Annotated in this window: 9 protein-coding genes; 4 read left to right on the forward strand and 5 right to left on the reverse strand. The window is 57.2% G+C overall.

Features of this window, described 5'->3' with window-relative positions:
- Nucleotides 1–656: 656 nt before the first annotated feature.
- The 3 genes from IGS51_RS14740 (at nt 657) to IGS51_RS14750 (ending at nt 5,747) form a co-directional block, all read left to right on the forward strand.
- Nucleotides 657–2,819, forward strand: a complete 2,163-nt coding sequence (locus IGS51_RS14740) for an ATP-binding protein (RefSeq protein WP_297079316.1) — start codon at nt 657–659, stop codon at nt 2,817–2,819.
- A gap of 1,194 nt (nt 2,820–4,013) precedes the next feature.
- Nucleotides 4,014–4,451 (forward strand): response regulator, encoded by a 438-nt coding sequence (locus IGS51_RS14745; protein ID WP_297079318.1) that lies wholly within the window; start codon nt 4,014–4,016, stop codon nt 4,449–4,451.
- 108 nt (nt 4,452–4,559) lie between these two features.
- The gene (locus IGS51_RS14750; protein WP_297079320.1) at nt 4,560–5,747 is read left to right on the forward strand and encodes a hybrid sensor histidine kinase/response regulator; all 1,188 of its coding nucleotides are present in this window, start codon (nt 4,560–4,562) and stop codon (nt 5,745–5,747) included.
- 77 nt (nt 5,748–5,824) lie between these two features.
- Here IGS51_RS14750 and IGS51_RS14755 read toward each other — a convergent pair whose 3' ends face one another.
- The 4 genes from IGS51_RS14755 to IGS51_RS14770 all read right to left on the reverse strand — a co-directional run bounded on the left by IGS51_RS14755 (nt 5,825) and on the right by IGS51_RS14770 (nt 13,306).
- Nucleotides 5,825–6,526, reverse strand: a complete 702-nt coding sequence (locus IGS51_RS14755; protein WP_297079323.1) for an N-acetylmannosamine-6-phosphate 2-epimerase — start codon at nt 6,524–6,526, stop codon at nt 5,825–5,827.
- 188 nt (nt 6,527–6,714) lie between these two features.
- Nucleotides 6,715–8,091 carry an HlyD family type I secretion periplasmic adaptor subunit gene (locus tag IGS51_RS14760; protein ID WP_297079325.1) on the reverse strand — a complete coding sequence of 459 codons (1,377 nt, stop codon included), beginning with the start codon at nt 8,089–8,091 and terminating at the stop codon, nt 6,715–6,717.
- 66 nt (nt 8,092–8,157) lie between these two features.
- On the reverse strand, nt 8,158–9,939 hold the full coding sequence (gene pyk / locus IGS51_RS14765; RefSeq protein ID WP_297079326.1) for a pyruvate kinase: 1,782 nt from the start codon (nt 9,937–9,939) through the stop codon (nt 8,158–8,160).
- A 448-nt stretch (nt 9,940–10,387) separates the two neighbouring features.
- Nucleotides 10,388–13,306 (reverse strand): DUF3769 domain-containing protein, encoded by a 2,919-nt coding sequence (locus IGS51_RS14770; protein ID WP_297079328.1) that lies wholly within the window; start codon nt 13,304–13,306, stop codon nt 10,388–10,390.
- A 152-nt stretch (nt 13,307–13,458) separates the two neighbouring features.
- Here IGS51_RS14770 and IGS51_RS14775 point away from each other — a divergent pair, with 152 nt between their 5' ends.
- Nucleotides 13,459–13,605, forward strand: a complete 147-nt coding sequence (locus IGS51_RS14775) for a hypothetical protein (protein WP_297079330.1) — start codon at nt 13,459–13,461, stop codon at nt 13,603–13,605.
- Nucleotides 13,606–13,773: 168 nt separating this feature from the next.
- On the opposite strand, the gene IGS51_RS14780 is transcribed toward IGS51_RS14775, so the two are convergent.
- Entirely contained in the window at nt 13,774–13,890 is a 117-nt protein-coding gene (locus tag IGS51_RS14780) for a photosystem II reaction center protein I (protein WP_068509295.1), read from the reverse strand.
- Nucleotides 13,891–14,247 lie beyond the last annotated feature (357 nt).

Consider the following 14,247-nt stretch of genomic DNA (forward strand, 5'->3'; position numbering starts at 1 on the left):
GATGATTACTGGATGATTAAACGCTGTATGCGTTTAGAGGGTGTTTGAAAAGGTATCGCCTGTAATGTTAAGCACTCAGAGATCCCCCCTAAGCCCCTCTTAAAAAGGGGGGAAACCGCCTTAAAGTTCCCCTTTTTAAGGGGGATTTAGGGAGATCTTGCACGCTTTTCTACAAACAGTGGAACTTTTCAAACATCCTCTTAGAGATTTGGTTGAAGGACTTGGTTGAAACTAGTGTGAGAAATCTATCTGAAGCATCATGCAGCCTCTACCTAAACAAATATCTAGACCCGCTAGAAAAGTTCGCTTAGACCAGCCATCTCAGAGAAGCCAATCGACTCGGAAATAATGCTGTAGGCAACCTCGGCGCTTGACTTATGACCTAAATTTTTAGCTTGAATGCCAAGTCTGGAGTTTCCGTTCCAAACTGCAAGATAGGCAGCATTATGGTTTGCAACTTTCACTCTCGTCATCCGTCAGCAGAGAGAGACTAAATTTGCACAGGATGAAAAAGATACTCCCTAAGGCATAGCGCAGGGAATCCATTAAACTGCCAAGATTAAGAATAGTTGCAAGCTGAGGAAGGGAATTGATAGCCGCTGGACTCTCTGAGAACCCGTCTCAGCCTCAGCAGCTATGAACCTAATAGGGACAGCATGAGGCGCGGTAAGGAGCAGGTTTCAGAACTCAATCGGCAAGTTTTTATCAATTGGTCGAGGTTGCCAGTTGCCTATCGAGGAGCCGCGATCGCCGCGATTCCGGCAACTTGTCTGGCGATCGCCCTTGGGTCTTGGATTTGGTCGATGAATATGCTGGGCAGCATTCGACGGCAGATCGAGGCCACACGAGACGTGATTACCGCTACAGATAATGTGCTGATTGACTTGCTCAATGCAGAAACCGGAGTTCGAGGTTACGGCATTACGCGCGATACCAGCTATCTCGCTCCTTACAAACGAGCTAAAGCTAGCTTAGATGACAGCTTGGCTCGGTTGGAGGCGAGCTACCAATACGGGGTTTCTGAGGCAGAGCGCGATCGCCGCAATGCGGACGTGGCTCAGATAGAACAGCTAGTAGACCGGAGCATGGGGCTACTAGATGATACAGTCAACACACTAACGACCCAGCCCAACGTTCCCATTACGGCCCCTTCATTCGTCGGCTTGTTAGATGAAGGCAAGGCAACGGTTGATCAGGCGCGGGAATTTGTATCCCAGTTGCAAAGGCAAGAACAGCTTCGGCTCAATGCCTACACCATTGAGCGTTCTCGATTACTAAATATAACTTCTAGCATCATTGGGCTAACGGCCGGATTGAGCCTGATGGCATCCACGGCAGCGGTATACCTGTTTCGTCAGCTCGACCGTGAACTGCAAAGCCGAGAGCAACTGCTGAAAGAGAGCCGATTGCTGCTTCAGGCGATTGTGGGCAACGTGGTAGATGGCGTGGTGACGCTGGATGAACACGACGAAATCGAGATTTTCAATACCGCAGCAGAGCAACTGTTTGGCTACCAGGCGCACGAGGTCGAAGGGCGGCCGCTGGACGTGCTGCTAGCCCCACAGGAGTCGCTGATCTCTGAGGCAACCCGTTCAGAAGCTGCAATCTCTCAGACGACCAGTTCGGAAGTTACCAGTTTGGCAGCGGCTCCTCCGAAAGCTGCAACTTCCGAGGCGGACAGTTCAGAAGCTGAAAATTCTGAATCGGAAGCCGCAAATTCTGAAGAGGCAGTCGATTTAGAAACCCTGGATTCTACGTCTGCGGGTTTCGTGGTGATTGATCCTGAGTTCCCCGGTTCTGAGGCTGGTGAGTCCGACGTTACGGAATCTGAGGTTTCGGGGTCTGAGGCTGCGGAGTCTGAGGCTGCAAGGTCTGAGGCTATAGGGGTTGGGGTTGCCGGGTCTGATGGGATGGGAAGTCATGCGCTTGCGCGGATTCAGCCGGGACAACCGCACCAAGTCATCGGGCAACGACGAGATGGTTCCCAGTTTCCGCTGGAGATTTCCCTCAGCGAGATTCAGTTCGAAGATCGGCGGATTGCGATTATTCGCGACATTACTCAGTTTTTGGAAACAGAGGCCAAGCTCAAAGCGCGGGCGGATGAACTGGATCGCTTGACGCGGGATTTGGCTGAGACGAATGAAATGCTAGAGGATCGCAACCGCGAGTTGGAACAGTTTGCCTACGTCGCGTCCCACGACCTGAAGGCTCCCCTACGGGCGATCGCCAACCTGTCTGAATGGATCGAAGAAGACCTGTCGGGACAACTGCCCCCGGAAAACCAGCAGCAGCTTCACCTCCTACGGGGGCGCGTGCATCGTATGGAAGCGCTGATCAACGGGCTGCTGGAATATTCCCGCGTTGGGCGTGTGGAGTCTCCGGTGGAGCGGGTGTCCCTATCGGTGCTGCTCGATGAGGTCATTGATTCCATCGACCCGCCCGACACGTTTACCATTACGATCCCGCCCGACCTGCCGACCTTGATTACCAAGCGGCTGCCCCTGCGACAGGTCTTTGCCAACCTAATCAGCAACGCGGTCAAGCATCACGACCGGCCGGATGGGCAAGTGCGAATCGGGGTCAAAGATTTGGGCGATCGCTACGAGTTTTCCGTAGCAGACGACGGTCCAGGCATCGCGCCGGAATATCACCGCAAGATTTTCATGATTTTTCAAACGCTCCAGGCCCGCGATGTTAAGGAAAGTACAGGCGTGGGGCTTTCCATCGTAAAGCGCATCGTGGAAACAGAAGGAGGCACGATTCACCTAGATTCGGAAGAGGGCGCAGGCACGACCTTCTACTTTACCTGGAATAAATAACCGGGAATAAATAACCGTCTAGGATTGTTCTGGGGCGTATTTTAAAACCCTTCGATCCCCCCTAGCCTCCCTTAACAAGGGGGGAACTGGGCCAAACCGCTCCGGAAGTCCCTCTGATTAAGGGGAATTTAGGGGGATCGACTCAAGGTAATCAACGACCTAGAAAGTTTTAAGACACTGCCTAGAATCGCTGTATACCCAGTCCTGACTGCTTTACAAAGCATCGGGTGCTGTTCTGGCTCGCCCGAAATTCATGGCTCCTTCAGGCATCCAGGCTGATTGCGGTAGGTGCATCGGGAGACTGCCCCTTTGTCAATAAAAAACTCTAACTCTAGGATGACGGCAGAGATATCATCGCTTATATAAAATTTAGCTATGGTAGTAAAGGCTTGCTGCTTGTGGCTAGTGCAGCTCTACCCCCAGGTTGCACTGATTTTCCAAAAGCGCAAACCTTCTGAGTTAAGACTGTGCTGCTCTTGATCGCTGTGCCCTCCGCAGCAGTCGCATCGCCCCCGGATGTGCAGCAGTTTTCAGCAGAGTTCGGAAATGCCCGCTAATAGCGTGACGGAATGCTGATATGGCGGGCTGCTGAATGATGGAGTGCTTAATGATGAGAGGGCGATGCGATATCGAGTTTATTTCGAGTCGCGCATGAATGGCGATCGCTCCTCACTAGCCTGACTCGCCTACAGGTTAGAGATGGAGTGCTGCTAATTCAAATCCCTTCTTATACTGGCTAAATTCGTCAAAAGTTTAGGAAATTAACGGATTTCTCAGGCTTTGGGGAGGTGGGTCAGGCATTAAACTACTAGTTCAGTAAGGTTTAGTCAAAAAGGTTTAGTCAAAGTTCTCAAAGCTTCAACGTTCTTCAGGTTCTTAGAGGGCGATGGAGAGGACGATAGGCTAGAAGGGGCTGGGTATCCAGGCTTTACTATGTCAAAATCTGTCGAAATCTTTGGTCTGTCCAAGCCTGATCAGAGTAGCAAGAGGGGTTCAAGTTAGAAGTTTTTTTGACAAGAGGCTTTTCTAAAAACCCAAAATGGGTCAGTCCACTTTCAGATTATTTTACGAAACTGTATTTGCAGGTTTGCGGTTTTGCAATGAGTTTCACTTCTGTTATTTCACTGCCATTAAAAGACTTTTGAATAGAAAAATCTAGAGAGTTCTGAAAGTTAGTTTAGCGTGTCACGAGCTATGCAAGTCCAAGAGCGTGTTATCAACATTCTCCTCGTAGAAGATGACGAAGTAGATGTCATGAACGTCCGTCGAGCGTTCAAGAAAAACAACATCACCAATCCGCTGTACGTTGCGACGAATGGAATCGAAGCCCTGTCAATGCTGCGAAGCGAGAGTGGTAATCCAGCCATCGTGCCGCCGACTCGTCGGCTCATCTTGCTGGATCTAAATATGCCTAAAATGAGCGGGATCGAGTTCTTACACGAGTTGAGAACCGATCCAGAATTAAGAAAAACACCGGTCATCGTGTTGACGACTTCCAATCAGGATAAGGATCGGGTTGAAGCTTACAATCTAAATGTGGCGGGTTATATTTTGAAGCCCGTTACGTTCACAAATTTTGCTGAAACAATGGCCACGCTCAATCGCTATTGGATGCTGTGCGAGTTGCCCTAGTCAGCAGCGCTTTACAGACGGTCTAGGGACTCTGCTAGCTGATGCCTCTAGCTGATTCTTTAGCGTCTTCATAACCTGACCCTCCCTCAATCGAGAGGCGCGTGAATCATGTCTTTGAATGCTGCAACGGATGCTCTACGGCAGAGCAGTCTACTGGATGCCCCATTGTCTTTGCTGGTGGTGGATGACGACGAGATTGACCGGATGGCCGTGCGGCGATCGCTCCGAAATGCAGGCATCAACATGATCCTGATCGAGGCGGGGGACTATGCAGCGGCGATCGCCGCACTCCAAGAGCGCACCTATGACTGCGTGTTTTTGGATTATCGCCTACCCGATCGGGACGGGCTGGCGGTCGTGCAGGACGTGCGGGGGCGGGGCGACAAAACGCCGCTGATCGTGCTGACGGGGCAGGGCGATGAGGAAATTGCCGTAGAGCTAATGAAGGCTGGCGCGTCAGACTATCTGCCCAAGTCGAAAGTGTCGCCAGAGGTGCTGGCGCGTATTCTCCGCAACGCCCTCCGAATTCATCAGGCAGAGCAGGAAGCCGAGCTAGCCAAGCGTCAGCGAGAGCAGCTTGCCCGCCAGCGGGAAGACTTTGTTTCGCGCTTGACCCACGATTTGCGAACGCCACTAGTGGCTGCCGACCGAATGCTGAAGCTATTCCAGCAGGATGCCTTTGGTTCGATTACGCCAGAAATGAACGACGCGATCGCCATTATGATCCGCAGCAACCAAAACCTGCTGCAAATGGTCAACACGCTGCTGGAGGTGTATCGCCACGACGCAGGCGAGAAGACCATGCTGTTTGACCCGTGCCACCTGCCGGAGATTTTGCGCGAGGTGTGCCAGGAACTGATGCCCTGGGCGCAGGACAAGCAGCTTGCTTTGGAGATGGTGGATGGCACAGAGGGCGGTGGGGTGGTGATGGGCGATCGCCTGGAACTGCGCCGCCTGTTTATAAACCTGCTCGGCAACGCCATTAAGTTCACCGACAGGGGATCGGTGACCGTGCGTCTCAGCCGGGTCGCTGCCGATGCAGAAGCCTCTGCCGCCAACGGCGATGCCCCTCGCCAGGTCTTGGTGGAGGTGCAAGACACGGGGCCCGGCATTCCGCATGACGACCAGAGTATTCTGTTTGAGCGCTATCGCCAGGGCAACCACAAGCGGGCGGGCAGCGGGCTAGGGCTGTACCTGTCGCGGCGAATTGTGGAAGCGCATGGCGGGGCGATCGCCGTTCGCTCGACGCTGGGTCAGGGGAGCGTCTTCAGCGTGTGGCTATCAGAGAAACGGTGAAGGGACGCTAGAAGGGTTTTCTATCAGAAATCAGAATCAGAGATCAGAATCAGAAACCAGAAGCGTCCCTAAAAGGCTCAGCAGTCTGCTGCGCTATCCTGCCGCAGCCCCTCACAATAGGCTTTGACCTGCAAATCAATGCCAGTGATTGCCGTGCCCACGACGACCGAGAACGCGCCAAGGTCGAGGGCTGTTCGAGCCATTGCGGGGGAGGCGATGCCTCCTTCACAGATCGCGGGGATCGATAGCGTTTTGCACAGTTGGCTGAGCAGGTCAAAGCCCGGTGGCTTTAGATGGCGCGTCTCGGCCGTGTAGCCGTAGAGCGTTGTGCCCACCAGATCGGCTCCGGCAGCAGCGGCGGCGATCGCGCTTTCTAGCGTATCCACATCTGCCATTACGGGCTTGCCTAGGTCGGCGTGAATTTTTTGGATCAGGCTTGCAACCGTTTCTCCGTCGGGACGGGGACGCAGCGTAGCATCAATGGCGATGATGTCGGCACCTGCCTGGGCGATCGCCGCTGCGTGCTGAAACTGGGGCGTGATGTACACATCGCAGCCGTCTAATTGACGCTTCCACAGACCAATAATGGGAACCTGCACCCGCTGGCGCACGGCGGCGACATGGGCGGGCGTGTCGATGCGAACCCCGACGGCTCCCTGGTTTTGTGACGCAAGGGCGATCGCCGCAATCACGCTTGGCTCATGCAGTGGCGAATCAGCCGGAGCCTGACACGACACCACCAGTCCGCCCCGCAGCGCCTCTATCCCTGAACCTTGCACCCATTCCCTGCTCCCCATCACGTCTGCGCTTCTTCTCCTCTTCTGATGCCGCTTGTTTTTATGCCGCTCGTGCGACCGACTCTTTGGATGCCGCTTGTGCGACTGGTGGCAAAGGGTCACTTGGCACCCCCATCGCGCTGTGCGACCGACTCTGTGGATGCCGCTTGTGCGACCGACGCTTGTGAACCCTAGCGCGTCTGAAACGCCTCATCAAATCGGCGCGTAATCGGCTCAATCAAGAAGGTGAGAATCGTCCGCTGGCGGGTCACAATTTCCGCTACGCCCGCCATGCCTGGGGTCAGGTCTACCAGTTGTCCATACACGGCCACCTGAGTCCGGCTCAGGCGAATCGTCGCTGGGAACACCGGGCCAAGTTCCTGGTCGATGGTAGCGTTGGGGCTAATCTGCACTACTTCCCCCTCAATCGTGCCAAATTCCTGATACGGGAAGGTGGCCAGCTTCACCTTGGCCCGCATCCCTGGCGTAATAAAACCGATATCTCGGTTCAGAATTTGCACCTCTAGTAGCAGTTCGCTGTCCTCCGGCAGGATAGACATCAGTTCTTTGCCGGGTTGCACAGTGCCTTCTGCCAGCGTCACCTGGAGGTTGTAGATCGTGCCCGTCACGGGAGCGCGGACGGTATCTTGTTCCTGGGCGCGGGTCGCCTGGGCGAGCTGTCCTTCAACCGTCGCTAGTTCTTCGCGCCGCTGGTTGAGCTGCGCCAGAATCTCGCTCTGGCGTTCGGCACCGAGGCGGTCAGCGGCTTGGCGGGCGCTGCGATAGGCTTCCTCCGCTCGTCGGATGGCCTGGGTCTGTGCCACGATTTCTTGCTGGAGTGAGGCAATTTGATCTTGCGCCTGGGTTAGTCGATCCTTCGCCTCCAAATAGTCAAACCGGGGAACGGCTCCTGTGCCAGGTTCCACCAAGGGCCGCAGGCTGCGCTCTCGTTCTTCGGCATTGGCCAAGCTGGCGCGGGCGCTGCTCAGGTTTTCTTGCAATCGGGCTAGGCGGGCCCTAGACTCGGCGATCGCCGCCTGTTGTCCCTGCGCCTCGGCCTCGGCCGCCGCCCGCCGTCCCTCAAACTCGCGCCGCCGCGCGGCCAGCAGTTGGTCTTGCAGAGCGACCCCCGTTTGCGCTTGCCCTGTGCGCTCGGCCTCCAGTCGTGCAATGTCCTGGCGAATCAGCGTCGCGGCTTCCCGCAGTCGGTCAATTTCGGCCTGGCTCACCTCGGTCGATTGCTCCAGCAGCACGTCGCCCCGCTCGACGCGATCGCCCTCCTTCACCAGAATGTTCTCAATCTTGCCGCCCTGGAGCGCCTGAATTGGGCGAATCTGCTGCGCGGGGATCAGTGCCCCCTGCGCCGTTGCCACCTCATCTACCTTGCTGAAATGGGCCCAGGCGATCGCCCCCAACACCAGCGCCGACAGCGTTCCCGCCAGCAACCGCGTATACAGCGGCGGCAACTCCTGCACCGCCTTTCCCAACTCGTAGGACAGGTAATCTTCCGGCGTAGCAAACTGCTGCCGTGCCTGTCGCGCCTGGGCCGGAGAGATGGGCTGGATCATAGGAGTGGATGATGGGGGAGGGTTGGGACGCGAAGGCAGATGGGAGGGTGGGGCAGGGATCGGAGCCTACAACCCTGGATCAGCTTGCCCATTTAGCGAACCGGAATAAACCAGTCCGCGCTGGATATCCAGGGTCAGCAGCGTGCCGTCGCGGATCACCTGAGCGGCATCCTTGACCCCGACGATAACGGGAATGCCCAGGCGGAGACCGATCACGGAGGCGTGGCCTGTAAGGCTGTCGTCTTCGGTGACGATGCCTGCGGCTTTGCGGATGGCATCCAGGTATTCGGCTCCAGTGTTGGGCACAACCAGAATTTCACCAGAGTTGAAGTTGCTCACTTCCTTGCTGCTGCGGGCAACGCGGGCGCGGCCGCTGATTAGCCCCTGCCCAATGCCGATGCCGCGCCCCAGCACCGCAGTCACCACTTCGACCTTGATCAAATCAGTAGAACCGGATACTCCCTGTAGGGTTCCCGCCGTCATGACGACGAGATCGCCTTCTTTGAGAAAGTTTTTTTCCTGGGCGACGTTGAGCGCGGCCTGGAAGGTTTGCCCCGTTGAGGGCAGGTTTAGCACCAGCAGCGGCCGCACGCCCCAAACCAGTTGCAACTGCCGCGCCACATCGACGTGGGGCGTGACGGCGAGGATGGGCGTGCCAGGGCGATATTTCGACACATTGCGGGCAGTGGCTCCCGTTTTTGTCAGGGTCATGATGGCGGCGGCCTGGAGTTGTTCGGCAATGCGCCCGACGGCCTGGCTGATGGCATTGGGGATGGAGTGTCCGCCAGAGTTGCTGTCTACATTGCGGGCGATCGCCAGATTTTGCTCAATCTGCACCGCAATCCGCGCCATTGTCTCGACGGCCTCTACCGGAAACTTGCCCACCGCCGTTTCGTTGGACAGCATAACCGCGTCCGTGCCGTCCAAAATCGCATTCGCCACATCCGAGATTTCGGCGCGGGTAGCACGGGGATTGCTCACCATGCTGTCGAGCATCTGGGTAGCGGTGATCACGGGAATCCCGAAACGATTCGCCGTGGCGATCAGCCGCTTCTGCAAAATCGGCACTTCCTCGGCGGGCAACTCTACGCCCAGATCGCCCCGCGCCACCATCACGCCATCGCAAATCGACAGCACTGCCTCCATCTGCTCGATGGCCTCGTGCTTTTCGATCTTGGCGATTACAGGCACGTCTTTCCCGGCGCTAGAGATAATTTCTTTGATTTCCAGAATGTCCTGCGGATTGCGGACAAAGCTGAGGGCAATCCAGTCCACCCCCTGATCCAGCCCAAACATCAGGTCGGTTTTGTCCTTATCGGTCAGCGCTTTGATCGACAGATACACGCCGGGAAAATTCACGCCCTTGTTGTTGGACAGCACGCCGCCCACCACCACGCGGCAATGCAGTTCGCGCTGGTCGAGGTCTACTGCTTCCACCCGCATTTCGACCCGCCCATCGTCCAGCAAAATCGTCGCGCCGACGGGCACTTCTTCCGCCAGCGGCTCGTAGGTCACGGAGCTAATGTCCTGCGTGCCGAGGAGGGGGCGACTGGTGAGGATGTAGGGATCGCCTTTTTTCAGCGTGATGGGGCCCTGCTCAAATTTTCCCAGCCGAATCTTGGGGCCCTGCAAATCTTGCAAAATGCCCACGGGCTGGTTGAGTTCAAACGACACCTGGCGAATGGTGCGAATATTGCGCTGGTGGTCTTCGTGGGTGCCGTGGGAAAAGTTCAGGCGCAGCGTGGTGGCTCCCGCTTCAATCAGGCTGCGTAGAACTTCGGGGCTGCTGGTGGCAGGGCCAATCGTGGCGACAATCTTGGTACGACGCAGGTGTTGATGCGGTTGCATGGGTTCTCGAACTCTCTCAAGGGATACTCAGGATACAAACTCTCGGCACGGAAGCTGGAGGAGCGGTCAGGGCTGGTCGCTGGCGGCCAAATCTAGCGTGAGATCCGGCGTAAGATCCGGCTTGCAAGAGGCACTATCAAGCGTGGCGATCGCCCCCGGAATAGTGCCCTTCGACCGTTCCCCCTCGTTTCGCTCCTATTCTTAGCTAAACTGCTTTGGGCCCGGCCCTTCCATAATTTAGGGTAAATGTAATCATCTCCGATCAAGATTTCGCAGAGCCGCTTCCCAAATTTGCCAGGTCAGCCATCCAGGGGCGATCGCCCAAACACAGATTCTCCCAAGGCAAATTCCCTTTAAGACGAGTCCTCTCAAGGCAATTAAAGCCTCCCCCCAAAAACTCGTTCTTCGTTCTTCCCTCTTCGTTCTTCCCTCTTCCCTCTTCCCCCTTCTACTGAGGCTGCCCCGAAAACGGTTCCGGCGGATTCGTCCAGTTAAAGTCGTTAATCCGAATGCCCAGCGATCCCACCTCTCGGTCGGGGTTGACCCGCAGAATGATGGAATACGTGCGGCGGCTATATTCCAGGAAAAAGGTCGTGTCAAAATCTTCCCGCTTGTCAAGGTTAATTGACGTTTGAAAGCCTGCTCGAATCGGCCCGTAGATTTGTTGCAGCAGCCCAAAGGACAGGACCTGAGGATCAGCAATCCGGTCAAATCGAAACGGAGATTCCCCCTCCACAATCGCATTAGAGTAGGTGACGTTGAAGCGGGTGTAGTCCAGAAAATTTCGGGAGAACCGACCAAACTGCCCCTGGAGGCTGGCAAAGGCCGTCAGGCTGCTCTGGCTGTCTTCGCTGGTGTAATAGGCAGTAGTGCCGCGCAACCCGACAACGGCGACGAGGTTGGGAACAATGGGTGTGGGCGAATAGCGCAGTCCCCCTTCAGCAGTGGGCGGCAGGGGCGGCGCAGACCACAGCAAAAAGGCCCGCGTTAGCCCTGCACTGGCCTGAAATCGACCCAGCGTGACGCGATCGTTGCGGCGCTCTAGGGGCGGGTCAAGCAAATCTAGACGGTCTGTATTGGCGTTGATTAGCTGGGCGCTGAATTGATAGTTGAGGTTGATGCCGGACGTGCCCAGCGGAATGTTGGGGGAAGAAAAGACAGCACCCAGGCTGCTCTGCACGTTCTGAAACCCAAGGGTGCCGTTAAACAGGCGATCGCGGTAGCTATATTCCAGCGCCAGTTGGTGAATGCCCACCTGCTGCCGCAGCCGCAGACTGCCCCGCACCCTGTTTTCTAAATTGCCCAAATCAAGCGTGCCAAAGGTCGCCGTGCCCACCAGCGACGTGGAGGGGCCGAGGGTGGCATCCAACTGCGCCAACAGCCCAATGCTGCTGGGATCAAAGAAATTAAAGTTGTTGTCTGTAACGGCTCGCTGAAGCAGAATTGCGGGCGCAAGCACAAACTGCACGCGGGGTTGGTTGATCACCGTCAGCGGCGCTTGCACAAATAGCCCGCCCACCTCTTCGTCATAGCCCAACCGAAGCAGGGGCGGCTGGCGGCGGCGATTGTCGATCACCACCCGGTTCTGCAAAAAGGGCAGGCTGAAGCGCTGGTCGAACACAAGCCGGGGATTGCGGGCGCGAACCTCCGCCTGGAGCGGGTTGAACTGGGTATAGGTGAGTTCGGGGGTGCGGAGTTCCAGTTCGGGTGGCGAAAAGGGGTCGTTGGTGAGGCGAACATTTTGGGCAACCCAGCCGTCGGGAAAAAACTCGATAGATTCAGCCTCGAAGCGAAAGCGGGTGAGTTCGCCTTCGCGCTGCCCCGTGAGCGCCAACCCCTGATCCAGGTTTGCCCCCACTTCTACCAGGATGCCACCGGGACTGGAAACAGGGGGCGCACCCGGAGGACGGGGCGTGGGGCGAGGTCGTTCAGCGCCCGCAGCGGCTTCCTCCAGCGGCGATAGCAGGGTAAGATCCGTGCCGCTGGAGGGCAAGAAGATTTCGCCCCTAGCTCCGTCCACCGTGCCTTCGCTCTGCACAAAGTTGTAGACGAGGCGATCGCCCTGAAGAATCTGAGCCCCCCGCACCAGTTGCACATTGCCCTCGGCCACCGCAATGCGGTTTTGCAAATTCACCTGCACCCGATCTGCCGTCAGCACCGCCCGCCGGAAACGCATTTCTACATTGCCTTCGGCGGAGAAGACCTCGCGCAGGGTGTCAAAGTCTTGGCGATCGCCCCGAATTTCCACCAGATCGGTCAGGCTGGTGGGCGTTGCTGAATCCGTCGCAGCAGGACTAGGAGAAGGGCTGGGAGAAGCCGGCGGCGACGGGGAAGCGGCTGGCACATCGACCGGGGCCTCTCCGTCTGGCGGCGGGGTCGCCGGGTCGGGCCCGTCGTCTGGGGGCGGAATCAGCAGAATTTGCCGGCCCGAATCGGGGTCTTGCTCCAGGGTTTCTGGAAACGGGATGGGCGCGGGCAGGTTTGGGGCACTGTCTGGATTGGGGGGTTGGTTCGACGGGGGAGGAGCCTGGGCAACGGTACTTGCGTCGCTGCGGCTGGAAAGCGCTGCAAGCAAGGGAATGGGATTGCTGGAAACAGCCCAGGTCTGGCTGGGAAGCTGGCGCTCGGCAGGGACGGACAGGGGGCGATTCGCGGAGCGATCCCTGCGGAAATCGCCCTCCATCGGCCCCATTTCCCGTCCCCCAATCGCCTCAGCGCTCAGGATTGAGGGGCGAAATGACAGCGAGGACGGCGTAATCGCAGGCTGTAGGGATGCAACGGGCGATTCAATCGGCTGCCGGGGTTCTCCAAACAGTCGCCAGTCACCAGCCAGGTGCGGCGGTGCAGAGCGGAATATCGTTGTGGCGGAGGGCGGAGCGGCTAGCAGAGTCCCCGGTGTCAGCGCGGGAAGGTATTCTGGGACGGATGCTAAACCCGAACCAGATTCCACAACAGGAAGCGTCACCGTTCCGTCTGTCCCTGGAGCAACCGCTGGGGCGACGTTAACCGACAGCGGCACACCCAGGGCTGCGGCGGACTGGGCATTGGCGACGGCAGGCAGAGGCGGCGGCGTGGCAGGCAGACGGCCACTGAGACGAGCAGGACGAGTCGTGAAGCGATCTCTGCGGGAATCGCCCGACGAAAGAAAACAGCGGCCCAGGTCGCTTCCCTGATTCGATGTGGGAACGGACTGCGCCGTAGGGATGAGATCGGCTGGCTCGGCAGAGGTGGCAGGAGCAGCGGGGCGATTCACAAAGCGATCCCTGTGGGAATCACCAGCTATCCCGTCCTGACGAGTTTGCAGCCATTGTCGGGCAGGACGAGTCGGCGAGGCGCTGGCTCCTGGGGTGCGGAATCGTGAAGCCACATCCGCAACCGACCCAGGCGATGATGCGCTGATCGACTCGACTGTTGATCTGGGCGTAGATCCTCCGGGCGCAGATCCTTCGGGCGTAAACTCTTTGGGCGTAACTTCAGCGGTCGATGGGGCTGATCCGGTGCTTGCAGACTTTGACCGTGATGACCACCGAACCCCTGAACCTGGCTCTGGCAGGGGACGCGAATCAGATGCGGTCGCAGATGCATCGGCAGGCAGGCGATCGCGCTCCTGAACCGGGGCAGCAGGCGCAATATCGACAATCGCAGCAGGGGGAGGTGGGAAGCTAGGGGGCGGAACCGGGACGGGCATACGCAGCTAAAACTAAGTCAAACCATCAGGTCAAGCAAGCAGCCCTGAATGCGAGCAGCCCTGGGGGTCGGTCACGACGCTTGACGACGCTTCCCACGATTAAGTGCCCTGCCGCGGCTGGGGGCAGAGGGTTGTTCAGACAAAAACTATTCGAGATCTCGGCGGTTGGGGTTGCGCGAGGGGTCGTTGGACAGGAAGCCAAACACGAACAGGCTGATGAAGAACAGCACGACGATATAAACAATCACTTTAAGCGTCAGCATGGGTACTCTGGCGGGGTTTCAAAAACAAGCTCCATTATCATATCGAAACGATGTCCCCTTTTTCGACCCAGGGCGAGCGCAACTTTTACCCAGTTTTTTTCCAGAAGGCAGTTGGGATCGTTGGGCGATTCCCGCAGGGATCGCTTCGCGAATTGTCCGCCTCCGTTTGCCAGCTTTGGCATCCGCTTGGGTATCCGCTTTGACCCCATTTCAGAGACTCTCTGAACAGGGCAAAATCCCGTTCAATAAATCCTTTTGGCCCCCATAGGCTCAATCGAAGCATCTGGGCTAAAGTCTTAGTGAACCTGCTCTTTGAAAGCGTCCTGCTGTCATCGTGAATTCACCTGAGCCACCCGC

It is taken from the genome of Thermoleptolyngbya sp. M55_K2018_002 (genome assembly GCF_015295965.1).
GTDB classification, from domain to species: domain Bacteria; phylum Cyanobacteriota; class Cyanobacteriia; order Elainellales; family Elainellaceae; genus Thermoleptolyngbya; species Thermoleptolyngbya sichuanensis.